Below are 24,904 nucleotides of genomic sequence, written 5' to 3' on the forward strand. Positions count from 1 at the left end.
AGACTAATTTTCGACAATATGGAATATAACCTTAGTATTGATTCACACATCGGCCCATGGGGATATTCAAAGAACTATATCCGTAGTCAGATGTCAGGCTTCAAGAACAAGCCTGTCAATGTACGCATATCATCCCTCGGCGGTTCGGTGGATGATGCGCTCGACATCCGGCAGCAGTTCCTTGATCACGGTAATGTGACGTGCTATCTTTTCGGTTATGTGGCGAGTGCAGCTACCATTCTGGCTACTGGAGCCAAGAAAACATGTATGTCCAAATATGCGTTTTATCTTATCCACAAAGTATCGAACTGGGTAGATGCCTGGGGTAATTACAATGCCGACCAGATTCAGCAGCTCATTGATGATCTGAAGGCTAACAAGCTGGAGAATGATAAGATGGATTTGGTACTGGCCAATCTTTACGCTAACAAGTGCAAGAAAAAGGTAGATGACATTCTTCCTATTTTAAAAGAGGGCCGCTGGCTTACTGCACAAGAAGCACTTGAATACGGATTTATTGATGAAATTGTAGAAGAAGGTTCGAAACTGAACTTCGACGACTCGATGAAGACAAAGTTTAACATGTTCCACCTGCCGGCATTGCCCGCCATAGATACCATGGCACAAAGTCCGGAAGCTGATACAGCTCCCAGCTGGTTCAATAACTTCTTCAATAAGTTCTTAAAAGGACATCAGCCGGAAGCTGCACAGACACAAAATAAATCACTTAATCAGTCAAAACAAATGAAAAAGGATTATCAGAAAGTCAATTCCATCTTGAAAATCGAGGGTGTGGAAGTTGACAAAGATGGTAAGGTGACGCTTACCGAAGATCAGGTCAAGGCCCTCAATGACCACATCGCCAATTTGGAGCAGGAATCTTCTGATAAAGACAATCAGATTGCCGATCTGAAGAAGCAGAATGAAAACCTGCAAAAAAATGATGGTGAGGAAACCACACACATCAATGGTGATGAAGGTGAGGATGACGACATTGCAAAACTAAACACTGCTAAAGAATTGTTTAACGACGTAAAAGATTTGTTATAAGATGGCAGACACAACAGGATACGTAAAAATTACGGATGAGCAGCTGGCCAAGTCGGCTGTTCGTTATCGAAAAGAATTACTGATGATGCCGGTACTGGCATTGGGTACAACATTACAGCACATGACACAAAGACCGGGTGTTCGCGGTAAAGAAGTGGTAGGCGAATTATCTGGCGATATTGAGCTGGGACCTTATGACGAAGGACGTGAAGATACTGATGGAGTATCTATCAATCCGCGTACATTAGAAACCTTTCTCGGTAGTGTAGTAAAGAAGTTTTCTCCTAACTCTGTATGGCAGACCATTTACGGTAATCTGATTACGAAAGGAGAGGCTTTGAAAAATGTAGATATCACCCGTCAGGTTCTTGCTTTTCTTTCTGCTAAACTTGGTGCTAATCTTAATGCTGTTTTATGGTCTGCTAAGCGTAATGAGGGTGGAACAAAATCAAAAGACCTTTTTAATGGTTTTGATACCATTACAAAAACGGAAATGGATGCTTCAAAAATTTCCGCAGACCTTAAAAACATGTTTACTATCGAGGCTATCAGCAAAGATAACGCCGTTGATGTTTTAAAGGAGTTTTACCGTGCTGCTGATCCTGTTTTGCGAGAGACTCAAACGAAGCTGTTTATTCCTCAGGGTGTTTATGACAACTATGTAGATGATTATCAAGCTACCGCTGGTCATGTCCCTTATAATACTTCATTTGAGAAGACGTACCTTGAAGGTTCTAATAACAGATGCGAACTGGTTCCTTTGGCTAACAAGGCTGGTTCAGCCTTTATTCACCTTACGACAAAAAGCAATATGCTCGTAGGTTTTGGTAATGGTGCCGATAAGGAAACAATTCTGGTGGAAAAGCATCATCCGTTCAAACTTGATTTTGTCGCTACCATGTTTTTTGGTACTGAATTTGAAACAATTTCTAAAGAGCGTCTGCTGGTTGGTACCGTCGACGGTTCAACTCCGGTTGTCGCTGGAATAGGAGGTTAAGTTATGGCAGTAGATTGTACAAGCAAAGGGATGTACGAGTCCCTTTCCTGGTGTCCAGGTCAGACATCGACACCGGGTATTAGACGTAAAGTATACTTTATCCCGAAAAGTTGGATCGAAAAATGGCCGGCACTTCCGGCGATTGACGGGGCAGAGAGTATGGCTGCTTTGGCAACCTACGAAGGTGACTTTGTTTTGGCTGCCGACAAGAAATGGCAGTACATTGAATTGCTGACAACGAAGTCGTCCATCAGTGCAGAGTCACAGGGTGAAGTTCCATCTAAGACCTTCCTGAATAAAGCCACGTTGGTCCATGCTGGTACTGACGAAGAAGCGTCAGGCTTTTGTCGTCAGGCTAATGTCGATGAGCTGATTTTTCTGTGCCAGCAGAAGAATGGTAAGTTCCGTGTACTCGGTTCTGAAGCTTTTGATCCTTCTGTTACAATTTCTCAAACTTCAGGAGAAGGGGATACCGGTACCGCAGGCACCACTCTCGAGGCACAGTGTACAGATATTTGCCCGTCACCATTCTATACGGGTAAAATCGAAACTGAAGATGGCGAAATTTCCGGAGCAGATGGTAGTACCATCCTTCCGGGAGGCTAATTAAAAGGAGAATATAGTTATGTATATAGATGAACAGTTAACTACAGACATGCAAGGCTGGCTCAATACGGAGCCGGCTAAGCGTGACCTGATGAAAGGTGCGGAAATGGTACTCAAACTGACCCGAAACCGCATTCTGTTTCAGAATATTTCCCGCAATCCGCAGAAGTTTGCGAGCAAGATTGAGTATGAGCTGAAGAAATATCTGGCGATCCGTCTGGACCGCAAGACGATTCAAGATGTAGTCAAGATGGACAAAGAGCTGGTTCCGGCAGTAGCGGAAACGCTGGCCACCTTCCAACCTGAAATCAGTTCCGATGACGACACATCGCAAGAAGCTACCATCGCAAAGGGTAAACGCGCGGATCACGATTCATTGCCCGAAGAGATCCGCCAGCTTTGGGAGGACAATAAGGATATCTACTTCCGCCTGAAGCAGACTTTTGAAACATTGAAAACCATGAAGGATGCTCTTCCATGCGACAGGTACGAATACCTGAAGCAACTGGAAGAGCTGGATGCCAGATATCGGGATAACATGGACAAGTACGACCATTTCAATCCGGATGCTCAAGGTACCGAAGAGACAAAAGGTGAATCTCCTGACGATCCGGCTGAAGTGGCAAAGAAAGTCAGTGCAGCCCGCGGTTATCTGTCAGACAACAAAAAGAAACTGGCAGAGCTGAAAGAATCCGGAGATCAGGAAAAGTACGAGAAGCTGCTGGCTAAGGTACAGCAGAGATACGACTTCCTGATTTCTACTGGAAACAACGTAGGAGAAGACCAGGTGAATGCCTTACGTGAATTAGGGTTGAAAGCATGAAACATGTAAACCGATTGCTGAAGCCGTTATCCGATGTGCCGTTACAAGCATACCTGGATAACCGGCTTCAGCTTTTTGATGTTCTTGAGTACATCCTGTCACAGACCGGACCGGCTAAGGTCTATGTATCCACCTTTTCTACATCCGAAGAGTTCTTGCGCCGGTTGTTTTCGCTTCGCAAACGGAAGATGATCCTTCACTCCGTTCTGCTTGCTGACCTGAAGGCAGCTCGAAAGACCGTCAACTTGTACACCTTTATGTCTTCCGTATTCGATGACGTGTACCTCATGGAAAACCATTCCAAGGTATTGCTTATAGAGAACGATCGCTGGATGGTTACAGTCGTTACCAGTCAGAACCAGACGCGAGGCAACCGGACAGAATGTGCGATGATCACGACACAGCCTGACATCTTTCTCATTTTACGAGACCAGTTTTCAGAGATTATTAATACCCGAAGCCTACACCTCAATGGAATTCACTTCAACACAGATTAGCAGAATTAAGGAACTTGCTACGATGCTCACTCCAGTGTCGGATATCGCTGTTCTGATGGACGTAGACGAACGCCGTCTGCGAGAAATCATTTCCGACAAGTCCCATCCGGTCAGTATTGCTTACCGTAAGGGGAAAGCCGAAAGAGCTTTGCAGATCCGGCAGAATGAGCTGGAACTGGCCGAAGCCGGTAGTCCGTTAGCGGTACAGCTGGTAGGTTCTTATATCCGAGATATGGATTCCGACGAAGATTTATAACTATGCCATTACCCGCAACAATTGATATTGCAAAAGAAAATCTCTTTGCCTCGGTCGACGAGATGAAAGAGCGTAACATTCCCGAAGTCATTCAGCAGCGTCTGCTCAGACTTCGGGACATGTATAATTATTGGCTTCAGTATCCGCGCATACGAGAACAGGAAATCGTTTTGGAGCTACAGAAGCGATACCAGATACAGAAGTCAGCTGCTTACGAAGATATTCGGCTCATCAAATATCTACTGGGTGATCTGAACAAGGCTACAAAGGACTACCATCGATACCGCTTCATCCAGCGCAACGAAGAGAGCTACGAGATGGCCAAGCGAATGAAGGATGCCAGGGCGATGGCCGCTTGCGACAACTATTACGCCAAGTACATGCAACTCGACAAAGAGGACGCCAAGGATTTAGGCTACGACAAGATTGTCGTGCAGCCGTTCCAGCCGGACAGCGATCCGACAATTATCGGAATCAAACCGATACCGAATATCCGGCAACGCATTGCGGATAAGATCAAACAATACATGAATGAAGATATCCAGGACATCCAGTTCGAAGATGCAGACTTCAACGAAGACGATATCTTCAATCCGAAAACAACACAAGAGGAACCTAAACCATGAGAGAGTACTTCCACGAAACCCAGCAGCAAGTTCTTTTCACTCCAGCTAAAGATATCGTATTGTGTGCCGGACGTGGGTGGGGTAAAGGTCCGATTCATGCCGCTATCAACCTGCGTAACATGCAGCGTATGCCCGGAAGCATCACCGGCTTTGTGGCGGCCAATTGCAAACGTGCCCTCACCAACACCATCCCGTCCATGCTGATCCACTGGCAGCGATGGGGATTCAAACGTGATGTGCACTGGACCATCGGAAAGAAGCCGCCGAAGTCGTGGGGGTGGGGTGAACCTATCTTCCAGCCTGACAACTGGGAGAATGTGATTTCATTCTACAACGGATCCATCGGCTACATCATCAGCCAGGACCGTTCCGGAACCTCCAACTCCTTCTCCCTTGATTATCTCGACATCGACGAAGCAAAGTATATTGACTTCGAGCAGTTGAAGGATGAAACCCTTCCGGCGAACCGAGGTAACAAACAATACTTCGGTCATCACTACTTTCATCACGGCATGCTGATTACTTCTGATATGCCGGTGACGAAGAAAGGTTCCTGGTTTCTGGATTACGAGAAGAAATGCGATCCGGAACTGATTGAAGTCATCCAGGCGACAGTGCATGAGATTTGGCGAACAAAGAAACGAATCCGTGACCTTCAGGCTAAATCTGAACCTGTACCTTTATATCTGAAAGACTATCTGCGCACCCTGAACCGTGATGTATGTCGGATGGGTTCTGTTGCTGTTTTATATCGTGAGTTCTCCACAATCGAGAATATGCAGCTGCTGGGCGAAGCATTCATCAACCAGATGAAGCGTGATCTTCCTCCGCTTACCTTTCAGACTGCTATCCTATGCAGGCGTATCGGTATCAGCAAGGACGGATTTTATTCCAGTATGACGGAAGGACACAAGTACAACGCTACAGACTTTAGTTACCTGGACAGCCTGGAATATCAGTTCGACAAAATCAAGGAGCCATCGTGTTTGATGGATGCTGATCTGGATCGAGATAAACCTATCTGCATTGCCTTCGACTTTAATGCTAACATCAACTGGCTGGTGGCCGGTCAGCCGGACCGGAACCGGCTGAAGGTGATTAAGTCTTTCTGGGTAAAGTATGAGCGCAAGCTCGAGGCCCTGGTGGATGACTTCTGCAAGTATTACCGGCATCAGCGACGTAAGGAGGTTATCTTCTATTACGACAGTACGGCCCTGGGATCAAACTATGCGGTCAATGACGAAGACTTTCATTACGTCGTCGAGCGTGCTTTCAAGGATAGAGGTTGGGAAGTTAATTCCGTCTATATAGGCCCCCCGATGAAACACATAGAGAAGTGGCTGCTAATCAATCGTATGTTTGCAGGGAAGGCAAAGCTCATTCCATTCTTCAACGAACAGAACAACGAAGATCTGCTTATCTCTGTACAGACAGCTGGTGTGTATAATGGTGGTAAGGATAAGCGAGGGGAGAAGCTGGCTGAAACAGAAGAAGACCAGCTTCAGGCAAGAACGGACGGTTCGGATGCTTTCGATACGCTATGTATCGGTTGTGAGCGTTTCCCTCAGATGACTGACGATATCTTTGTGACATCATCAATGTAAGTTTCAATAGCTAATTAGTTTTATATTAAGGTATAGCCCTGGCGACCGTGCGAATGGTTGTCGGGGCTGTTTTTTATGCGTGCGATAGCGTGTACCGTGCGTGTGGACGTTTGTGCCGTTACATATTCCGCTTTTATCAAAGGTGCTAATTAGGTTTATGGCGTAGGGCGGTGGGGGGTCGGAAAACCGACGTCCGCATAAAATGCGGTATTTTGAGAGGATAATCGATTGATTGTGTGCTGTTTTTGTATCGGATGAGCGGAAAATCAGAATAAATCCGCCTGTTTAAGCCTGTTTTTGTTTGCTAATTTGCTGCTACACAATCTGCTGGCACCCGAGAAATTCCCAAAATTCATCGGGTAGAAAGGTAGAAAGACACTCGATAGTCTTTCTGGCTGGCGATGGCGTTCACGCAGCGGCCCACCCGCCCCGTTGCTCTCCCTACTGGCGGTATAGCTAAAGCTATGTATTGTTTGACTGCTCTTCTTTGTCTGCTCTTCGCCAATAATTCGGTATCACTTCCGCTATGGTTTATGCCTTTTGTACCTGCAAAGGTAAATGTTCCGCTTCGTATGCCAAGTTCAGGCGCTGTTCTCGAAAAAATCTCCACCCTCACAGGACTCAGGTAGTATTCAAGGCTCTGCTTTTCGTGAAAACTTGTCTTTATACGCTTCGGAACACCTTTGCTGGCAGGTGTAAAAGGCGAAAACAAACCGTAGCGACAGCGAACGGAATAAAAAAAAGCTCAGAGCAGGAAGAGCAGAAATAAAGGCTCAACTCCCGAGCTCGGCACCAGAATAAATTTTAAGACCATGAAAACCTTTACTGAATCCATGCTAAATCAGTGCAGAAAGTACATGTTCAACTTCTTTGACTACCTGCCGACAAAATATAAAGCCAGTTCAAGAGATTGGCAGGTGAGAAACTTTGTATGGGCTTTTAAGGATGGGAAATGTGCCATTTCTGCCGCCCAGCTTGTTGCCAAGAAAATCCGTGAGCAGTACGGTAACGAAGCAAGTGACATCGTGTTTGCTTGTATTCCTGCCAGTAGCCAACGGAAAAATGAAATCCGATATAAGCAGTTTTCAGAGGAAGTCGCACGGTTGTCGGGTGCAGTCAGTGCATACGACCATATCACGGTAGAAGGTGAACGGCTGGCAATCCATGAGAGCAAGTCAGGAAAGCACGTCAATAATGTGCAGGTAGTCAATTTCGACAAGGAGTTTTTCAAGGGAAAGAAAGTACTCGTTTTTGACGATGTAATTACTCGAGGTTATTCCTACGCCCGTTTTGCTTGCCATCTTGAAACGCTGGGAGCTTCAGTTTTGGGAGGTATGTTTTTAGCAAGAACCTTATTTGTATAACAATTTAATAACCAACATTATGAAAGATTTATTTGAACTTTGTGGAGAGTGCAGACATTTGTCAGATAGTGAAGTAGTCTATCAGTTGACGAACAACAGAGAAACCAGTAAACGAGTTAATGAGATGTTATTGCGTGGCGACAATGTGTCGATAGAAGATGTTTGTCAGCTTTTGACGCCGGCACGCAGGGACATGGCTCTCGCCGTGATTGAACTTTACAAACGTATCATAGACCGCAGGAGTAGCAGGGTAATTATCCGGCATAGTGAGGACATCTATAACCTGATGAAACCTTATATGGAAGATTTGGAAGTAGAGGAATGTTGGGCTATTTACTTGAACCAGTCTAACCATGTTGTCAGAAAACAACGTATCTCTGTAGGAGGTATAACCAGTACGCAGGTAGATGTAAGAGTGATTTTGCGTGAAGCTCTGAAATGTAACGCCACGTCACTGATACTTTGCCACAATCACCCGTCAGGAAACAGCCGACCCAGTAATGACGATAACCGTCTGACTGAATGTTTGAAGAATGCAGGCAATACTATGAATATAAAACTCTTAGACCATATCGTTTATGGCGATAAGGAATACTTTAGTTATGAGGACGAAGGACGTTTGTAGGGGCTGTAATCGGCTGTAGCAGCTTTTTAGGGAGGTGGGTAGCGTAACAGCCGCCCGCCGCCCGATTTTACCGCTTTGTCACTTCGTTGGCGGCAAAATCGGGCGGCGGGGAATAAGGTATTTTGTTTTCTACGCCTGAAATCGGCGAATATGTATGGTTTGACAGGATTCTAGGCCATGAGAAATAATGCATTTATTATTTTGAGTATAGATATTTATATCTATATTTGCTATAACTTATGTAATAAGTATGTGGAAGACCATGTATTTATTTTCATATTATAGTAAGATTCATCTTTTTTATGATATAGTATATGGCTAATATAAAACAATATAGGGCAGATCAATTACATTTTGACTATAAGAATCCTCGGTTAGTAGAGTTCCAAATAACACCCAAAACATCAGAGGCTGAAATAATAAATATTCTTTGGGATGCAATGGCTGTTAATGAAATCGTTATGTCTATATTGGCTCATGGCTTTTTTGAAAATGAAGCCATGTATGCGGTCAGAGAACAGGATGTTTTGGTTATTGTTGAAGGAAATCGTCGTTTGGCAGCAGTGAAGGCTATTCTAAATCCGGATATAATTAACAATTCGGGAATGAATAAGTTTAAAGTGAAAATAACTGATCAATTACGTGAACAATTAGAGAATAGTCTACCTGTTATAATTCTTGAGGATAGGAAAGAAGCATGGCGCTATATTGGTTTTAAACATGTAAATGGAGCAGCTAAATGGGGGTCATACGCAAAAGCTCAGTATATAGCATCAGTACATAAAGACTTTGGTATATCTTTAGAGGATATTGCACAACAGATTGGTGATGCAAATAAAACAGTTCTTAAATTATATCAAGGTTTAATGATTTTACAACAGGCAGATAAAGAAACTAGTTTTAAGATAGGAGATGTTTATCATAAAAGAGTCTTTTTTTCTCATATATATACAGCTCTAGGGTATGAAGGTTATCAAGAATATTTAGGTTTAAAGGGAACAGATAACCCTGAAAGTATTGTACCTCATGATAAGCTTGATCATCTTGAAGAAATTATGTTTTGGTTATATGGTAGTGATTCAAAGAATATTAGACCTGTAGTAGAAAGCCAAAATCCAGATTTAAAGATTTTAAATAGTGTTCTTCGTAATCGTGAAGCAACGGCAGCATTACGTTCTAAAAATGATTTGTCAGTTGCATATGATTTAAGTCAGGATGGTGGTGATGTTTTATATAAATCACTAGTGGATGCTAAAGTTTCTTTACAGAAAGCATTCTCCAAGATATCTTACTATCAGGGTGATATGGAGACTTTAAAATTATGTGGAACAGTAGCTGACACAGCAGACAGATTATATAGTAGTATTGAGGAAATTCAGCAAGAAAAAGAAGGGAAGAAAAAGAAAAAACGTGTTTCTGAATAAATTGAAGAATAATTATGATAGAAGTACCTAGTATTTCATCTAGCATAACAGATATTGCTGATTTTCTAGAAGCTCGTTGTATTTTAAGTGATAGTCATTCGTATTCACTATTATCAGCCCGTAATGCAATGTCTGGTGGTTCTGACGAGCTAGATTTTGACGGAATTATTGATGATGATGACCGAATTATGAATAAATTGGAAGAAGCGTTACAAGAAATTGAAAGTCGAAAAAGGAGATGCAATCAGAAATATCCATTTAGAGTTGAATATCGGTCTATAACTTTAGAAGATAGTACACCTTTGATTACCAACATCTATTCATATCTTTTATTCGCTACATTATGGAATATGGGTAGTAAACGTATTATGGGTGATATAGATGGTACATTATTATTTGAAGAAATATCTGAGATCATAGCAAAAGCTTATTTTGGTAATAATACTAAATCTATGATTTTTGGTACTGGATCTAATGGTCGGTTATCTTTTAAAGAAAAAGTGGAAAGGCTTTTAGCGGAGTTGAATGAAGGGGGTGAATATAAGGAACCTGCCGGTAGCCAGAGACGGCAAAAGGATGGTAAACTTGATATAGTAGTGTGGAAACCCTTTTCCGATAAAAGAGCTAGCCAATTTATAGGTATGGGACAATGTAAAACAGGTAGTTCTTGGGAAGATTATGTTTCTCAAATGAATCCAATGGCGTTTTTGGGTTCTTATACAACGCTAAATCCTTTTGTTCCTCCTATAAGAATGTTTTTTGTGGCAGCGTCTTGTAAAGAAGGATGGGAAGAATTATATAGAAATGGGGGTATATTCTTTGACAGATGTAGGATCATGGATTATTTACCGGAATCTTTAGATAATGATTTGTTTACTCGGATTCAGCATTGGCTTTCGGAAATTATTCGTACATGCGTTGATGATTTTAATTGAAATTAATCTTACCTTTGTGAAAAATTTGAAGATATGAAGTATTATTCTCCCCTACGTTATCCAGGTGGAAAAGGAAAAATATCCACCTTTTTTGTCGAGTTGTTCGAGAAGAATAACTTGATAGGAGGAACATACATAGAGCCTTATGTAGGTGGGGGATCTGTTGCTTTGTATTTGTTAATGAATAATCTTATCAATAAGGCCGTGATCAATGATAAGGATCGCTCATTATTCGCTTTTTGGTATTCGGTACTTCATGAGGCTGATGCCCTCTGTAGGATAATTGAGAATACACCCGTATCAATGGAAACCTGGTATAAACAGAGAGAAATCCAAATGAATAAAGAAAATGAAGATCTATTGACTTTGGGTTTTTCTACTTTCTTTTTAAATAGGACAAACAGATCTGGTATCATCAAGGGGGGGGTTATTGGAGGCAAGGAACAAACGGGTAATTTTTTGATTGATGCACGGTATAATAAAAAAGACCTTATCAATCGTATAACAGACATTGCGGCCTTTTCTGATAGAATTGAACTTCATAATATGGATGCTGTTGACTTGGTATATTCTCTCAAGAATGTATTGGATCAACATTCTTTCTTTTATTTTGATCCTCCTTATTTTGAGAAAGGAAAAGGTTTGTACATGAACTATTATGATGAGGGTGATCATCGTGATATTTTCCAAGCGATATCAACTATTGATAAGGCAAAATGGGTGGTAACATATGATAAACATTGTTTTATACGTGAACTCTATAAAGATTATCGGATGTTTACATATAATCTAAATTATAGCGCTGCAACGGTAGGTAAAGGAACAGAATATATTGTATTTTCAAGAAATTGTCGAATTCCAAGAATAACATCCTTGAATTTGCGACGTATAACGAAAAAAGATAAGGATTAAAAAGTTTTATATTACGTTATTCTTCGATTTTATGTATATTTTATGAACAATCTCGACATAGGTATTTTTATCAAAAATTGGAAGGAATTAATTAAAATAGATTTCTAAAGCTAATAAATAGGAAGAAAAAGTAATACAATTTTATAATTTGTTTCAGCGGAAACTCTCCAAAAAGTTTCCGCTTATTTTTTGCCCTCCTCTCAATATTTTATTACATTTGGACTATAATTTTTATAGTGCATTTAATAAAATGAGGGAATTTATAAGTTGGTTAAAACATAGAAATCCTATACTCTGTATTGCTTATGTTTGTATTATTATAGGGTTATTCGTTTTAGGTAAATTCTTATTTCTCATAAGTGAGACCTATAATATTGGTGGTAAATTAACTCCTGAGGAAATGGCTCAAACCGGACAGGTAGGTGATTTCATTGGTGGAGTTATTGGCTCTGTTTGGGCTCTAGCCGGAGTTTTCTTATATTTTAGTGCTTTAAAACTGCAACAACAAGAACTAAAAAGCCAAAGAGAGGAAATGGCTACTAGTCAAAAGCTTCTTGATCAACAAATGTTTGAAGGAACTTTCTTCAACTTATTAAAGGCTCAGGAAAATATAAGGAATAGTATTCATGCTTATTTCTATTGGATAAATATCGATAACTATTCTAGAATAGAAGAAATAAAAGGAGAAAAACATGGAGTAAACTTTTTTGCTTTTGCCAAATCTGAATTAGGTCGTCTGTATTATTTTATATTACACTATGATTCGCAGTACTGTACATTAGATTCATTGCAAGCAGAATTAGAACTTTTTAATAGGAGTCATGAGTTTAATGAAAATACTTACTTTTATGACATGCAAGGACTAGAGGAGTTAAAATTTCGGACCAAGCTACAATATTTAAGTATTTGTTACCTCATTGACATTGACTATTTTAATCAAAAAAGAAGAAAAGAGGATATAACAAAGAAAGTTACATACTTATATTGGTTACTTTATTCAAGATATGAATTTTGTTTAAGTCATTATTGCCGACATTTTTATAACTTAGTAAAGTTTTTGGATGATTATAATAATAAACTTTTATCTGGTATTGGTGAAGATGAACTAGAAAAGCGACTGGAAATAAAACATAAAATAAGTAACTATTTATCATTTATTCAGTCGGGTACCTCTTCTTCTGAACTAGTTATTTTATATTATAATATGCTATTGTTCCCAAAAGCAAGAGCCTTGTATGCAAGATATAACGTTTTTGAGAATCTTAATAAGGAAAATTTATTGCATGTGAGTCATGCCTTATTTTTCCCAGATATCAGGTTGAAATCCGAAGATGATTTAAAGAACCGATTTATGACTGAAGATGAGATTGAAAACGAATAAATTTCTCCAGCGGAAACTCCCTCAAAGTTTCCGCTTATTTTTTGCCCTCTTCTAAACATTTTATTACATTTGGACTATTATTTTTATAATAAATTTAATAGACACAAATGGAAACACAAGATTTTGTCGCAATAGATTTTGAAACCATGACACCGGAATTGACCAGTGCATGCGCCATAGGACTTGTAAGAGTCCATAATGGGGTTATCAGCCAGAAGTTCTACTCACTTATCAAACCGATACCTGACTCCAGAACCGAACGCAACACTCATGTACACGGACTGACAGATGAGATGGTAGCAGATGCTCCCTCCTTTTCCGAACTGTTCCCGTTACTAAAATCATTCATTGAAGATCTTCCGATTGTATGTCATAACAGTTCCATAGACATCAACGTTTTCAGGAACTGTATGGAATACTCTGGACTGACCGGGATTGACCTGACACATTACATTGATACGCTGGAACTATATGGAAAAGGACTGAAAATATGCTGTGAAGAAAACGGTATCCAGCTTGTCAACCATCATGATGCATTGGCTGATGCGGAAGCCTGTGCAAAACTCTACCTTTGCTATCAGGGACATCTGGCAAAAGACCTAGCTCACTACGACCTGAAGGAAGTGATGGCAAATAAGGAAGCTCGCAAGTACGACCATGACACCCTGATGCCTTTGTCCGAGGAAGACGTAGAAAACAAGGATACGATTTTCTTTCAAAAGAAAGTAGTGATTACAGGTGTCTTTTGTGCCTACCCCGACCGTGATGAGCTCGGTTCTATCCTGAAATCATTCGGTGCAGACATAAATACGACGATATCAGGCAAAACAAATATTGTCATTGTTGGAGAAGGAGCTGGCCCGTCTAAACTCAAGAAGATTGAAGAACTCAATGCAAAAGGGAAGAACATCCGGCTCATTTACGAGAAAGAATTATGTGAAATTATGAATGAACTAAATAAAAACTGAAATATGGCAGCAAAAAAAGAAAGTGTGAACCTAACCTATGATGCTTTATGGTTCAAAATTTTTATGGATAGTCTTGATATTAAATATTATGGACGTGAAATTTTTATATCCTCAGGTTTGTCTGGTAGACAGGATATTTTTATGCAGATGTTAGGAAACATTGGCGGATATGCACGTATGAATGATTTCAATAAGGATATTGATGTCGTTATTGTTTCTAATTATTTGATGGACAAATTCAAGAGTGGGGAGAAGGATGAATTCTTTCAGATACTGGAGGATGCCATCAATGCAAGTAATACTCCATATCGTAAGTTGAAGTTTACAACCGAGAATCTTTTGTTGGATTATTTAAAGGATCGTGCCAACGGGAGGATCCGGCAGAATCAAAAGGACCTGAAGGAGAAGGATAATACAGTTGACTTAAATGAAAGGATTGAAGACTCGATCAAAAAGGATCAAGTGATGTTAGATTTAATAAAGAAATATAAGGAATCGACTAAGGAACCACAGCAACAGAACTTATTTTGAAATATAAACAAGTATGATTGGAGTTATCCTTATAATATTTTTAGTAGGATTTATATTTATCGCTTATTTGAAGAAATCGAACAACTCTTCAAATAACAATGCTAATAAAACGAGTGAAAATACTTTAAACCATGATAATGACAGGAAGAAGCAATTAAATCATGTATCTAATATACAAAAAACTAATGAAATACCTTCCACTGCAAAAAAAGTAAATTTTGCAGTGAAGGGTACATCCTATCGCTCTCAAGCTAATATTAATGCTGCAAAAAATGTTCAAGTAGGCGATGAACTGACTTTAATCCATGAGCCAAACAATGACCATGACACATTTGCAATGATGGTATTAACTTCCGATGGACATCATATTGGTTATGTAGAGAAAAAGTATTCCATGTGCTTCTTTGTATATAAGGACAAAATATATAAATGTATTGTATCTAAAGTAACTAATGACGATATACCGTTTATATATGCAAATGCTTTTCTGCCTTTTGACGCACGTATTCCTGACGATATTACAAACAATAATAAAACAAATGAAAGTAATAGTAGTTTCTCTTTAAATGCTCTTGCTGATGAAGACAAGAATCTAAAATTGAATATTAAGGTTTATCATGATAGTAATATTATAATATCTCCTTTACGGGTTCGTTATTTTAGAAAATATCATGAACAGGATGGGGCTGTTTCTCATATACCTAAGGGAGAAGAAGAAAATTATTTTAGAAAGTATTCCATCGGTATAAAAAATGAAGTTTTAATGGAAATAGAATTTTTCAGCGAAGCGGAATTAAATACTCTAAAAAATAAAGTCGAAGAAAAGTTTCTACAGTGGGCAAAAAAAGTAGAAAAGACCAGTAATAATGGATACCCGTCTGAAGAACAAAAACTTATAAATGCAGCCAGGACCTTTATTTCTGCCAACAAGAAAAAGATGAGAGATTTAGATCCTGATGGTGAAGAGTATCGTATAATTCGTGATAAGATTCAAACTAAATATGATTTTTTAAAAAGTAAAGACTCTGTATTTAAGGAAAAATACCTAAAAGAACTGGAGAACCTTGGTATTATTATATAGTAAAGTGTATCCAACCTCAAATATCAGTTCATTCTTCTTTAAATAAACTGACATTCCATACAAAACTCCTTGTCATTCAAAATCGAATAACAAGGAATTTTTTTGCCATAATTTTTGTTATTCCAAAATAAATCCTCATATTTGTATCGATCTCCATTTTGTGTAGGCGACGATGGCTCGCCAAATATCTTTGCTGCGGGCATTTTTTATGTCCATAGCATTGTTTATATACCCATAGGGTTCCGACCCCCGTGTGGAGCGTTAATGCGCCCACTGCCTGCACAAGGTGGAGATCAACGGGAAAGCGGAACCTTTTTTGTTTCCTTTCCCGTAATATTAACCAACATATTGTTTCATTTTAATTGATCTCCAAAATGAAAAATCAAATCGCATTGCCTGCAAGCCAGGCAAGAGAAAGCCGTATATCGTTATGGCTTAACCGTGAAAATGTATTGTTCTCCTCCATCATGGAAGAGAAAGTTTCCAACCGCCAGGCTGTACTCATTTCCCAAGCACTGGCTTCTTTCTGTATCCTAACCTGTTCCGTATTCACCCATTGGCTGGCCGCCATTGCCTGCCTCTGCTGGTTTGCCTGTTCCATCTTACTTTGCAAGAAAGGAGGTTTATAATGGATGACAATGTAGAAAAAGCGGTTTTCAGAGTACAGAAGACTTCTTATTACAATAAGAATGGGCTATTCATCGAAGAATTCCAGATATGTATGAATGGTTGTGATAGCATCATGTGCCAGAGAGAGGAGTTCGAAGATTTATACAAGATAATGGGTATTGCCCTTAATGACAGAAAGGAGGAGACAAATGGAAGAAGCGGTAAATTTTGATGTTTTAGTTCTTCAGCAATATTGCGAACAATGGCTTCCAGCTAAGGAAGTTACAGATTATACAGTATTTAAGACATCGCAACAGATACAAGACGAGTTGAGTGAAATGGTCGATATAAGTATTAACGATATAACGTTCAACTTACTCAAAATAGGTTTTAAGATAGCAATTAATCCAGAAGGGAAACCGGCATGGATAATGCAGCGCAGATAGACTGCGCAAGCTTTTAGATGATTACATTTTTTCTACATTTATATCGAGGTGTGGCGTCGTGAGGACGCTGCACCTTTTGTCTTTTTACCCCTTTCCGGAGCCGGGTATCTTTGAGAAAAACAAAGATTTATGCTCACTATTCCACAAGATATACCCGATTTCGTCCTGTCCTCACAGCTGGACAACTTCACAATCAGCGCAGACAAAAGGGTAACCTTTGTGCTGAAGCAAGCAAATACGGTCATTCTGCAAGAAACCTATACTCAGGATGCCAACAACCAGATACACATTCTTGATTTGTTTTCCCTCATGGAGCCTTACCTTATCGGTTCACCGATGCTTCAGTTCAGCTACGAGGTATCTGCTTCCAGTGAAACCACCATCAGCAAGACCTTCACGGTGCTGTTATGCCGTCCCATCATCCCCTGCAGCGGAGTAGATTTCGTGACGAACTATTTCCTGACGACCTTGGCAGGGCGTGACAAAATAACCTCTTTCAACCGCACGGAAACCCTCTATCTTACTACCGGAAGTTTGTCTTCAAGCGGCACAACTATTCCCGTGACGGCAGAATGTGTCTTCGTCAACGACCAGAACCAGCTTCTCAAATCGACGCGTTCACTGGGCAATGTGGCCGACTACGGTATCTGCTCTATAGACGTATCCCCTTCCCGATTTACCCAGTCCGGCTACCGGCTGTTGCGGTACACCATCCTGGCCGGTGCCCGGAAGCAGACTTTCCGCGTAGACCAGGACGAACCGGAATCCGTCGGCCTGAAGTTCCGGAACTCGTTCGGATGTGTCGAGACATTCTACTTTGTGGGCGGAGATACGGTAGAGCCGGAACTGACCCGGAGTGCAGCTTACTTCGCCGGGCAATACAAGAACTATTACGTAGACGAGCAGCGCAAGCACACACTCAATACAGGTTACATCCCCGAAGGCATGTTCAACCTGGCCGACGATGTGGCAAGGGCTACCGAAGTCTGGCTGATGGATGAATCAGGCGACATCCCGATAACCATCACCGAAAGCAATACCAGCCGGAGCGATGAAGACGACGGACTGTTTGCTTTCACTGTTTCCTACATCTTCGCATCCCGGTACCAGCAGCGGCTCCGTCTGCTTCCGGACATTTTCGACGACTCATTCGATGACACATACAATTAAAGCTTATGAACGTAATACATATCAAAGACGCATTAAGGCTGCTCGAGTCCGGGCAGCCCTGCAACCTGAAGCTATGGAAGCTCAGCACAGGTGACATTCTGGAATACAAAGGCGCGGTGTGCGTCGGCTCGCACTGGCGACAAGGACTCCATCGGGTTCGCCTCCCGGCATCCGGCTTAATTCGTTCCTTCCGCGACATATCCCTTTTCGAAATTAACAACATGACAATTTACCTTTAATATGGACAAGACAATCCTGCAATACGACGGCGACTTCATGCCTGGTGAGATATTCGACATCGAGGTTTCCAACGTGGCCACAGAAATGGCTTCCGTAGAAGACAGCAGCCTGGTATTCGATGAAGATGCAAATGTAAAGACTACGCCTGTTCCCGGCCGGAAAGGCATGGCGTATGTCAATTTCGGTGAAGACAACCAGCTTCCATTTAATATCATCAAGATGATAGGCATCGACGAAGTGATGAGTCAAAATAAGTTGTTCAACGTCATCACCTGTTACGGTGCCGGACTGAAGTACATAGACGTAGACACCAGACAGCCGACAACCCATCCCGAAATCAAGCGCTGGCTGATTCACAACAGCCTCCCGCTATTCCAGCTCGAGCAGGCTACAGACATGAAGTATTTCTTTTTCTGCGTGTCGGTCATCATTCTTTCCAGGGACGGCAAAAGAATCAACCGGCTCATTCACAAAGAGGCCTGCTACTGCCGTTTCCAACAGGCTAGAAGGGGCAAAATCAATCACGTGATTTATGCCAATTTCCGCGAAAACGCTTCACTTCGTCCGGAAGACTACGAAGTCATCCGTCTGCTGGATCCGCGCGACCCGCTGGGCGACCTGATGGTACTCATGGGGCGTGAACCTGGACGCGATGGTGAAACAAGAGTCCGTACAGAAGACCGTAAATTCGCTATTCTTGTGCGCTTCCCCACACCTGGCTTCCAGTATTACCCCATCCCCTACTACACCAGCATTTTCCGGGGCGACTGGTACGACATCAAGCGATTGATTGGGAAAGGCAAGAAATCGAAGCTCCGCAACCATGCCAGCGTAAAGTACCAGGTCGAAGTACACAAGGACTACTGGAGTAACATCTGTGCGGAAGAGCATATTACCGACCCGCTGAAAAAGATGGAGCGTATCAAAAAGGAGAAGGAAAACATCAAGAACTTTGTTTCCGGAATTGAAAACAGCGGCAAAGTTTGGATTACCGGATACTACATCGACCCGAATGGCCGTGAGGTCCGGATGGTACGCATCAATGTGGTGGAGACCGGCAAGGAAGGCGGTGACTGGAGCGAAGACATCCAGGAAGCCAGTAATATCACCTGCTACGGCGACAACATCCATCCCAACCTGGTAGGTGCCACGCCTGGCAAGGGACAGAGTAACAACTCCGGTTCAGACAAGCGCGAGCTGTTCACGCTCAAGCAGGCACTGGAGATTCCTTTCCACGACCTGATGAACATCCCGCATAACATCGTCATCGAGTACAACGGATGGAGTGAGAAGGTGTATCCGGATGTGCCCATGGTGCTGCTCACCACCCTCGACCAGAACACCGACGCCAAACAGAAGACAGCTTCAGACCTTGAAAACAAATCCTAAAACGAATCAATATGGCTATCACATTTTCACAAGAGATTTTCGAGAAGATTTGTTCCTCTGCCACCCATTCCACGGCAGAGGTGTATGATATGATTGCTCCTCACCTGGACGACACGCTTCAAAGCATCAACTGCGTGCTGCTGGGCGATATGGCAGACAAATTAGATACTGTTCCCGGACTCGAGCAGGCGGTCACAAAACTGGTTTGTCTGCGTACCTATCAGGAGCAGATACCACAACTCGACCTGGTACTGACTCCCACCGGCTTCGGTGTGGTGTCTAACCAGAATCTGGCCCCGGCTTCGGCCGACAGAGTGAAGAACCTGCTGCAGCAAGTCACCAACGCAGCCGAAGATACCTACGACCGATGCCTGGAGCTGCTGGTCGGTACCAGCTGGGCAGATACAGCACAGGCCCGTATCAACATCCCGAACCTGATGTATACAGCCAAACAACTGAAGATGTACGTTGATTTTCCTTCAGCAGACGTACACCGTTCCAAGCTGCTCGAGTTCCGGACAAAGATGTACCAGGCAGAAGAAAAGATACGGCAGCACGTGTCGGCCGAGTTCTTCGACCACATCCTTGAACAGGCCCGGCACAATGCGTTCACCAAAGAAGAGTCTGCCATGGCCGACTACATGTGCAAGTTCATCGGCTTCTGCATCGCAAAGAACTGGTCGGCAGCAAAGAGCATGCTGGAACGCATCGAGAACTACGCAGAATCCAAAGTAGAGGTATTCACCAGCTACAAGGACTCCGAGGCCTACAAAGTCAAACATTTCCAGACTTATCAGAATGAAAAAGATGATTCCACATACTTTTGGGGGTAGAATCCTCGACTTCCGGTTCCCCACTTCCTGGCAGCAGCTCAATCAGGAACAGCTTCGGTACGTATTCCTGGTCATCACCCTGTTTTCTCCGGTCAAGGCTAAGACTTACGTCTTCATGCGCTTCACCGGAATCCGTGTCCGGAAGCGAGTGAAAGGAGGATGGCTCTGTACGTTCCGCCTGAACTGGCGTAAGAAACTGAGGTTCATCCTTCAGGACTGGCAAATACGCAGCTTCCTCCGGCAGATTGATTTCATCTCCGAACCCAACGCTTATCCCGTCCGGCTGGACAGAATAGGAGGTCGGTATGCCATCGATGCAATGCTGCACGGCCTGAGTTTCGAAGATTACCTTTGTTGTGAGAACCACTACCAGGGCTACCTGTATTCGCAGGACGTTTCCCAGCTCAAAGCCCTATATGGTTTCCTATACAAGAAGAAACTGGGTGCCAGAGGCTCACTGAAAGCCGCCTTTTCCCGCATCAAGGAGTACGAACTGATTTCCGTATTCCTATGGTGGGGAAGCATCAAACTGTACTTCGCCTCCCTTTTTCCCCATTTCTTCCAGCCGTTCCACCAGAGGACCGACGCTGATCAGCCGGAACTGCCCGACCTGATGGGCGCAATGAACGCCCAGATCCGGGCACTAACTGGCGGCGACGTGACGAAAGAAAAGGAAGTCCTGCAGATGGACTGCTGGCGGGCCCTGACCGAGCTGGATGCCAAAGCACACGATATTCAAATTCTAAAATCAAAACAAAATGGACACAAGTAAATTCTTTGACGGCCACGCCTACTTTAAAGAGCTGGCCGAAAAGAACAAGCTGGCCAAAGCCAACTCATTCTTTCCATGTTCCTGCAGCGGTATCAATTCACTCCAGGATGTACTCGACAATTTCCGGAAACAGTCTGCTTTCGTCTGTGTCGACGATACCAACGACGCAGCCACCGAACAAATCGGAGGCGGCTGGTTCAAGAAGCGCACCTTCACGGTGTTTCTTCTGATCCGTTACCGCTACGATGACATGACCGATCGTGCGGCAAAGCTGGATATCTGTCGGCAACTCTTCCGACAATTCCATTCCCGTATGATCCGTGATAAATACATATACGAAGATCTGGACTTATCTTTCCTGAATGTGTCCAGAATCTACACCCGTGAACTGGGTGAGTATTTCATATCCGGCTGTACCGGCTTGTACTTCATAGCCGAACTGACAGAACCGACTGATCTGTGTTATAAGGAGGACGAATGGGATGGCTAGAGGATGGCATGGAATGAATACAGGATGGCACAGTCTTGATTCAGAGAAGAAACAGCAAATGGCAGAAAATGCCACCCCTGAAGACCGTTTAAAATACATGAACGCATGGTCTGAGATGATGGTTAATATTTGGCGCGAGAAGATAGAGAGATTACATGTAATAGATACATATACTTTACATCGGCAAATTACAGAAAATGTTTCTGGATCAACAGACTTTGCAACCATACAACACAAGTTCATGGAGTATGGTATATATCAGGATTGTGGTACAGGGGTAGGATATAAAAGAGGGAATCAAGGTTATCTTGAGATATTAGATTATAGATATCGAGAGGAAAATAGGCTGGATGTTCCACGTAAAAGAGGTCCAGGTTGGGGAGGCGGTTATACTTCAGGTAAAGCGAGGTATCCACGAGAATGGTTCTCACGTCCGTACTATGCTTCAGTTATGGTATTAAAGGAACAGATGGCTTTTATGTATTCAGAAGAATTTTGTGGATTGATTATTGATGCTATCGAATATAATGAGAAAGTAAGAGGAACATCGTTGAGAAATCGTCTTTGGGGTTCTCATTGGAGAAATAAGAATAGGTACTCTTTTTAAAGCCTTTTATGTCTTTTTGTAGTATAACTCGGTAAGTTTACTTCGTAAAAAACTCAAGATTATGGCAACAAAAACATTCGAAGAACTAAAACAACTGGCAATACAGATTCGTGATGAGAAAACGAACAAACAGAATACCGCTACACGTATCGGTACACAAATGCTCGAGCATCTTGACAAGCTCGAACAAGACTACTATGACAAAACAGCTACTGATGAAGAGCTGAAAGAGCGGGATGAAAAACTTACCGAGCTAGAAGGAAAAATAGGAAATACCACATCACAACTTCTTACTAATATAGAAATTAGTAATGTACAATCGGGGTTTTATTACGATTCTAAGCTGACTTTAGTTGCAAATGGAAATTTTTCCGCTGCCGAAATAGATATTGAACCAAATTCAATATACCTATTGAGGGCATCAATTTATTCAAGTGCAAGGGCTGGTATAATTAAATCAGACGGTTCTATATTTAATTTGGTTTACTCCGATAATAATAACTTAAATACCTTTACTTTGTTTAACTCCGATGAGGAAGGTAATAAATTAAGAATTTCTTATCTTACTTCTAAAGGTGTAATATTAGATAAATTGAATATTACATCTATAGGAGAAGATGTAAACAATCTTTTGTATGCTAATCAGCAAATTGATAGTTTAAACTTGTTTGGATTTTATAACAACAGCTTTACGCCAAGTACATTAGTTCCTTTCTCTCAGTTTGCTGGTCAAAAAATTAAATTAAAAGTTACCAACAATGTTGATTCAAGTTCTAAAACTTTTTATCTTGTTTCTGTTAAAGAAAATGGTACTACAAGTAATTTAATACCGTCCGGATATTCAACAGAATATATTAGTATTATCAATAGTTTCGAGCATGAATTGGAATATAATATTCCGTCAGACTGTGTTAATGTAAGAATAGGTAGTTCATCTTCTTATAGTGCTGGAGATTTTTCCATAAGCGTTCTTTCGTCACAAAAAGACATTGAAAATAATGTATCAATACTCAATTTAGATAAAAATATACAGTATGCTGGTACTGATATAGTGAAAGATATACCTTATGAAAAGGTATTATATTCTCCTAGTTCAATGAAGGAAACGGAAGTCAATAATGGTCGGGCAAAAAAATATATACCTATAAGGTTAGATAAAAGTGATTACATTGCTTATGGTTATTGGAAAAATGGATATAATGCTTCATTTGTTTTTTATAATAGGAGTAAGAAACCAATATACTATAGTTATGTTGAAAGTACAGGAAATATAAATAATTCTTTGAAAGAACAGCTCCCGGAAGAATTGCACTCTGTAGCTAAATTTGTTTCATTGTATAGTATAAATATTGTTCCTATGTTAAAATCAGAAACTGATGTTCGCATAGATAATTACGATGACTCTTATAATGGTATATTAGCGGGAGATACAATTCTTCAAGATGTAGATATTACTTATGAAACGAACAACGCTTATTTAACATTTTCTGTCAGTAACTTGCTAAAGAATAAATTAATGCTGTATGTTCCAGGTTATCCAGCAAGCGATACAACAGAACAGGGAGTAATATTATACAATGCTTTAAATGTGCAGATTGGAAGAAAGAAAGTGCAAGACTATAAAGACGTTTTTGGGAAAAACGGTATATATCTGTATAGCTTAAATGATTTACTTACTGACGATGAAAAAAAGAATACTAAATTTATTAAATTAGGATATTTTCCTAATTCACTTACAGAAAAGCCTGTAATTTATTATACTGGTAATGTACCATATGTGTATTCTTATGGAAGAAGTGCTTTTGAAGGTTTAAAAACTGTTTCTTATGGCGATTCTGTAACGCAAGGATGTACTTGGCAACCTCAGCTTGCAGAATTGTTAGGAATGGATTGGAGTAAGCAAGAAACTATATCAAGTAATGGTATTGGAACTCATTATGAAGATTCAAATGGGGTTATATGCTATCCTAAAGATGGCGGAGGATATTATTATCTTGATTCAACAGGAGAAGCTGTCGATGTTATTGGGGATGTACATGAAGTAAATAATAGAAGAACTGGTTGGAGCGGTGCGGTAGTTTCAGCATGTACTCAGCAGGACAATGGATTTATGCAATCTATATTTAGCAGAGCAAAAGAAGCATATTATTATAATCCTGACGTGTTAATATTGTTTGGAGGATTTAATGATGTGCCATATCTTACAAAAGATAATATGCAATATATAGGTTCTTATGAGGATAAAGCTTATTTTGGTCCATTAATTGATATTACTGGTATTACTGTTGCGGGAACTTATAAACAAGTTTCATTCTGCTCTTCTTATAAAGGAATTATAGAAATGTGGTTAAAAACTTGTCCTAATGCACAGATTATATGTTTAGGTATGCACAGATGGTTTGCTTCTGACGGTCAATGGGATGGAGCTGGTAATACTGAGGATGAATGGAATGCTACTGTTGTAGAGATAAATAAACAAATAGAATTAATATGTGAGTTGTATTCTATACCATTTGTTGATATTAATAAAATGTGTGGATTTAATAAATTAAATGCCAAATTTATGTTGTCAGGTCCACATCCGACTCTTATAGGTGGTACGAGAATAGCTCAAGTTATAAGTGCAAAAATTTCTTAGAAGTAGTATAATTTGATAATATGATAATTA

Annotated in this window: 27 protein-coding genes; all 27 read left to right on the forward strand. The window is 41.1% G+C overall.

Annotated features, from left to right (window positions below; translation table 11 throughout):
• The first annotated feature begins 18 nt into the window (after window positions 1–18).
• The 27 genes from WKT12_RS14075 to WKT12_RS14205 all read left to right on the forward strand — a co-directional run bounded on the left by WKT12_RS14075 (window position 19) and on the right by WKT12_RS14205 (window position 24,874).
• Complete coding sequence (locus tag WKT12_RS14075; RefSeq protein ID WP_340320086.1) at window positions 19–1,050, forward strand: Clp protease ClpP; 1,032 nt, start codon at window positions 19–21, stop codon at window positions 1,048–1,050.
• 1 nt (window position 1,051) lies between these two features.
• A complete protein-coding gene (locus tag WKT12_RS14080; protein ID WP_340320087.1) occupies window positions 1,052–2,047 on the forward strand; it encodes a hypothetical protein in 996 nt (331 codons plus the stop codon).
• Between the two features lie 3 nt (window positions 2,048–2,050).
• Entirely contained in the window at window positions 2,051–2,653 is a 603-nt protein-coding gene (locus WKT12_RS14085; protein WP_340320088.1) for a hypothetical protein, read from the forward strand.
• A gap of 19 nt (window positions 2,654–2,672) precedes the next feature.
• Window positions 2,673–3,476, forward strand: coding sequence for a hypothetical protein (locus tag WKT12_RS14090; protein WP_340320090.1), 804 nt, complete (start codon window positions 2,673–2,675; stop codon window positions 3,474–3,476).
• Window positions 3,473–3,973, forward strand: coding sequence for a C4-dicarboxylate ABC transporter (locus WKT12_RS14095; protein WP_340320091.1), 501 nt, complete (start codon window positions 3,473–3,475; stop codon window positions 3,971–3,973). The genes WKT12_RS14090 and WKT12_RS14095 overlap by 4 nt, the downstream gene beginning before the upstream one ends.
• A complete protein-coding gene (locus tag WKT12_RS14100) occupies window positions 3,948–4,229 on the forward strand; it encodes a hypothetical protein (protein ID WP_340320092.1) in 282 nt (93 codons plus the stop codon). Before WKT12_RS14095 ends, WKT12_RS14100 begins: the two co-directional genes overlap by 26 nt.
• Before the next feature lie 2 nt (window positions 4,230–4,231).
• Entirely contained in the window at window positions 4,232–4,855 is a 624-nt protein-coding gene (locus tag WKT12_RS14105; RefSeq protein ID WP_340320093.1) for a hypothetical protein, read from the forward strand.
• On the forward strand, window positions 4,852–6,459 hold the full coding sequence (locus tag WKT12_RS14110; RefSeq protein ID WP_340320094.1) for a hypothetical protein: 1,608 nt from the start codon (window positions 4,852–4,854) through the stop codon (window positions 6,457–6,459). Before WKT12_RS14105 ends, WKT12_RS14110 begins: the two co-directional genes overlap by 4 nt.
• A gap of 812 nt (window positions 6,460–7,271) precedes the next feature.
• On the forward strand, window positions 7,272–7,823 hold the full coding sequence (locus WKT12_RS14115) for a phosphoribosyltransferase (RefSeq protein WP_340320095.1): 552 nt from the start codon (window positions 7,272–7,274) through the stop codon (window positions 7,821–7,823).
• 19 nt (window positions 7,824–7,842) lie between these two features.
• Window positions 7,843–8,448, forward strand: coding sequence for a JAB domain-containing protein (locus tag WKT12_RS14120; protein WP_340320096.1), 606 nt, complete (start codon window positions 7,843–7,845; stop codon window positions 8,446–8,448).
• A 314-nt stretch (window positions 8,449–8,762) separates the two neighbouring features.
• Window positions 8,763–9,872, forward strand: coding sequence for a hypothetical protein (locus tag WKT12_RS14125; protein WP_340320097.1), 1,110 nt, complete (start codon window positions 8,763–8,765; stop codon window positions 9,870–9,872).
• A 14-nt stretch (window positions 9,873–9,886) separates the two neighbouring features.
• Window positions 9,887–10,807, forward strand: a complete 921-nt coding sequence (locus WKT12_RS14130) for a hypothetical protein (RefSeq protein ID WP_340320098.1) — start codon at window positions 9,887–9,889, stop codon at window positions 10,805–10,807.
• Window positions 10,808–10,840: 33 nt separating this feature from the next.
• A complete protein-coding gene (locus WKT12_RS14135) occupies window positions 10,841–11,719 on the forward strand; it encodes a DNA adenine methylase (protein ID WP_340320099.1) in 879 nt (292 codons plus the stop codon).
• A 250-nt stretch (window positions 11,720–11,969) separates the two neighbouring features.
• On the forward strand, window positions 11,970–13,100 hold the full coding sequence (locus WKT12_RS14140) for a putative phage abortive infection protein (protein WP_340320100.1): 1,131 nt from the start codon (window positions 11,970–11,972) through the stop codon (window positions 13,098–13,100).
• Between the two features lie 107 nt (window positions 13,101–13,207).
• Window positions 13,208–14,068: an exonuclease domain-containing protein gene (locus WKT12_RS14145; protein ID WP_340320101.1), complete on the forward strand. Its 861-nt coding sequence runs from the start codon at window positions 13,208–13,210 to the stop codon at window positions 14,066–14,068.
• Window positions 14,069–14,071: 3 nt separating this feature from the next.
• Window positions 14,072–14,599: a hypothetical protein gene (locus tag WKT12_RS14150; protein WP_340320102.1), complete on the forward strand. Its 528-nt coding sequence runs from the start codon at window positions 14,072–14,074 to the stop codon at window positions 14,597–14,599.
• 13 nt (window positions 14,600–14,612) lie between these two features.
• On the forward strand, window positions 14,613–15,680 hold the full coding sequence (locus tag WKT12_RS14155; protein ID WP_340320103.1) for an HIRAN domain-containing protein: 1,068 nt from the start codon (window positions 14,613–14,615) through the stop codon (window positions 15,678–15,680).
• A 374-nt stretch (window positions 15,681–16,054) separates the two neighbouring features.
• Window positions 16,055–16,309: a hypothetical protein gene (locus tag WKT12_RS14160; RefSeq protein ID WP_340320104.1), complete on the forward strand. Its 255-nt coding sequence runs from the start codon at window positions 16,055–16,057 to the stop codon at window positions 16,307–16,309.
• Entirely contained in the window at window positions 16,309–16,521 is a 213-nt protein-coding gene (locus WKT12_RS14165; protein WP_087251686.1) for a hypothetical protein, read from the forward strand. The genes WKT12_RS14160 and WKT12_RS14165 overlap by 1 nt, the downstream gene beginning before the upstream one ends.
• Window positions 16,499–16,735: a hypothetical protein gene (locus tag WKT12_RS14170; protein ID WP_087251685.1), complete on the forward strand. Its 237-nt coding sequence runs from the start codon at window positions 16,499–16,501 to the stop codon at window positions 16,733–16,735. Before WKT12_RS14165 ends, WKT12_RS14170 begins: the two co-directional genes overlap by 23 nt.
• 129 nt (window positions 16,736–16,864) lie before the next feature.
• Complete coding sequence (locus WKT12_RS14175; RefSeq protein WP_340320105.1) at window positions 16,865–17,905, forward strand: hypothetical protein; 1,041 nt, start codon at window positions 16,865–16,867, stop codon at window positions 17,903–17,905.
• Window positions 17,906–18,145: 240 nt separating this feature from the next.
• Window positions 18,146–19,534: a hypothetical protein gene (locus WKT12_RS14180; protein ID WP_340320106.1), complete on the forward strand. Its 1,389-nt coding sequence runs from the start codon at window positions 18,146–18,148 to the stop codon at window positions 19,532–19,534.
• Between the two features lie 11 nt (window positions 19,535–19,545).
• Window positions 19,546–20,367 carry a DUF6712 family protein gene (locus tag WKT12_RS14185; RefSeq protein WP_340320107.1) on the forward strand — a complete coding sequence of 274 codons (822 nt, stop codon included), beginning with the start codon at window positions 19,546–19,548 and terminating at the stop codon, window positions 20,365–20,367.
• Window positions 20,333–21,139 (forward strand): hypothetical protein, encoded by an 807-nt coding sequence (locus WKT12_RS14190; protein WP_340320108.1) that lies wholly within the window; start codon window positions 20,333–20,335, stop codon window positions 21,137–21,139. Before WKT12_RS14185 ends, WKT12_RS14190 begins: the two co-directional genes overlap by 35 nt.
• The gene (locus WKT12_RS14195) at window positions 21,126–21,629 is read left to right on the forward strand and encodes a hypothetical protein (RefSeq protein WP_340320109.1); all 504 of its coding nucleotides are present in this window, start codon (window positions 21,126–21,128) and stop codon (window positions 21,627–21,629) included. Before WKT12_RS14190 ends, WKT12_RS14195 begins: the two co-directional genes overlap by 14 nt.
• Window positions 21,622–22,236 (forward strand): hypothetical protein, encoded by a 615-nt coding sequence (locus tag WKT12_RS14200; protein WP_340320110.1) that lies wholly within the window; start codon window positions 21,622–21,624, stop codon window positions 22,234–22,236. Before WKT12_RS14195 ends, WKT12_RS14200 begins: the two co-directional genes overlap by 8 nt.
• 61 nt (window positions 22,237–22,297) lie before the next feature.
• Window positions 22,298–24,874, forward strand: coding sequence for a GDSL-type esterase/lipase family protein (locus WKT12_RS14205; protein WP_340320111.1), 2,577 nt, complete (start codon window positions 22,298–22,300; stop codon window positions 24,872–24,874).
• The last annotated feature ends 30 nt before the right edge of the window (window positions 24,875–24,904 follow it).

This window comes from Phocaeicola sp. HCN-6420 (assembly GCF_037890145.1).
GTDB lineage: Bacteria > Bacteroidota > Bacteroidia > Bacteroidales > Bacteroidaceae > Phocaeicola.

Bases quoted from the DNA above. Each gene is read 5' to 3' on its own strand.
- WKT12_RS14075 (WP_340320086.1), top strand. From the start codon at position 19: ATGGAATATAACCTTAGTATTGATTCACACATCGGCCCATGGGGATAT.
- WKT12_RS14080 (WP_340320087.1), top strand. From the start codon at position 1,052: ATGGCAGACACAACAGGATACGTAAAAATTACGGATGAGCAGCTGGCC.
- WKT12_RS14085 (WP_340320088.1), top strand. From the start codon at position 2,051: ATGGCAGTAGATTGTACAAGCAAAGGGATGTACGAGTCCCTTTCCTGG.
- WKT12_RS14090 (WP_340320090.1), top strand. From the start codon at position 2,673: ATGTATATAGATGAACAGTTAACTACAGACATGCAAGGCTGGCTCAAT.
- WKT12_RS14095 (WP_340320091.1), top strand. From the start codon at position 3,473: ATGAAACATGTAAACCGATTGCTGAAGCCGTTATCCGATGTGCCGTTA.
- WKT12_RS14100 (WP_340320092.1), top strand. From the start codon at position 3,948: ATGGAATTCACTTCAACACAGATTAGCAGAATTAAGGAACTTGCTACG.
- WKT12_RS14105 (WP_340320093.1), top strand. From the start codon at position 4,232: ATGCCATTACCCGCAACAATTGATATTGCAAAAGAAAATCTCTTTGCC.
- WKT12_RS14110 (WP_340320094.1), top strand. From the start codon at position 4,852: ATGAGAGAGTACTTCCACGAAACCCAGCAGCAAGTTCTTTTCACTCCA.
- WKT12_RS14115 (WP_340320095.1), top strand. From the start codon at position 7,272: ATGAAAACCTTTACTGAATCCATGCTAAATCAGTGCAGAAAGTACATG.
- WKT12_RS14120 (WP_340320096.1), top strand. From the start codon at position 7,843: ATGAAAGATTTATTTGAACTTTGTGGAGAGTGCAGACATTTGTCAGAT.
- WKT12_RS14125 (WP_340320097.1), top strand. From the start codon at position 8,763: ATGGCTAATATAAAACAATATAGGGCAGATCAATTACATTTTGACTAT.
- WKT12_RS14130 (WP_340320098.1), top strand. From the start codon at position 9,887: ATGATAGAAGTACCTAGTATTTCATCTAGCATAACAGATATTGCTGAT.
- WKT12_RS14135 (WP_340320099.1), top strand. From the start codon at position 10,841: ATGAAGTATTATTCTCCCCTACGTTATCCAGGTGGAAAAGGAAAAATA.
- WKT12_RS14140 (WP_340320100.1), top strand. From the start codon at position 11,970: ATGAGGGAATTTATAAGTTGGTTAAAACATAGAAATCCTATACTCTGT.
- WKT12_RS14145 (WP_340320101.1), top strand. From the start codon at position 13,208: ATGGAAACACAAGATTTTGTCGCAATAGATTTTGAAACCATGACACCG.
- WKT12_RS14150 (WP_340320102.1), top strand. From the start codon at position 14,072: ATGGCAGCAAAAAAAGAAAGTGTGAACCTAACCTATGATGCTTTATGG.
- WKT12_RS14155 (WP_340320103.1), top strand. From the start codon at position 14,613: ATGATTGGAGTTATCCTTATAATATTTTTAGTAGGATTTATATTTATC.
- WKT12_RS14160 (WP_340320104.1), top strand. From the start codon at position 16,055: ATGAAAAATCAAATCGCATTGCCTGCAAGCCAGGCAAGAGAAAGCCGT.
- WKT12_RS14165 (WP_087251686.1), top strand. From the start codon at position 16,309: ATGGATGACAATGTAGAAAAAGCGGTTTTCAGAGTACAGAAGACTTCT.
- WKT12_RS14170 (WP_087251685.1), top strand. From the start codon at position 16,499: ATGGAAGAAGCGGTAAATTTTGATGTTTTAGTTCTTCAGCAATATTGC.
- WKT12_RS14175 (WP_340320105.1), top strand. From the start codon at position 16,865: ATGCTCACTATTCCACAAGATATACCCGATTTCGTCCTGTCCTCACAG.
- WKT12_RS14180 (WP_340320106.1), top strand. From the start codon at position 18,146: ATGGACAAGACAATCCTGCAATACGACGGCGACTTCATGCCTGGTGAG.
- WKT12_RS14185 (WP_340320107.1), top strand. From the start codon at position 19,546: ATGGCTATCACATTTTCACAAGAGATTTTCGAGAAGATTTGTTCCTCT.
- WKT12_RS14190 (WP_340320108.1), top strand. From the start codon at position 20,333: ATGAAAAAGATGATTCCACATACTTTTGGGGGTAGAATCCTCGACTTC.
- WKT12_RS14195 (WP_340320109.1), top strand. From the start codon at position 21,126: ATGGACACAAGTAAATTCTTTGACGGCCACGCCTACTTTAAAGAGCTG.
- WKT12_RS14200 (WP_340320110.1), top strand. From the start codon at position 21,622: ATGGCTAGAGGATGGCATGGAATGAATACAGGATGGCACAGTCTTGAT.
- WKT12_RS14205 (WP_340320111.1), top strand. From the start codon at position 22,298: ATGGCAACAAAAACATTCGAAGAACTAAAACAACTGGCAATACAGATT.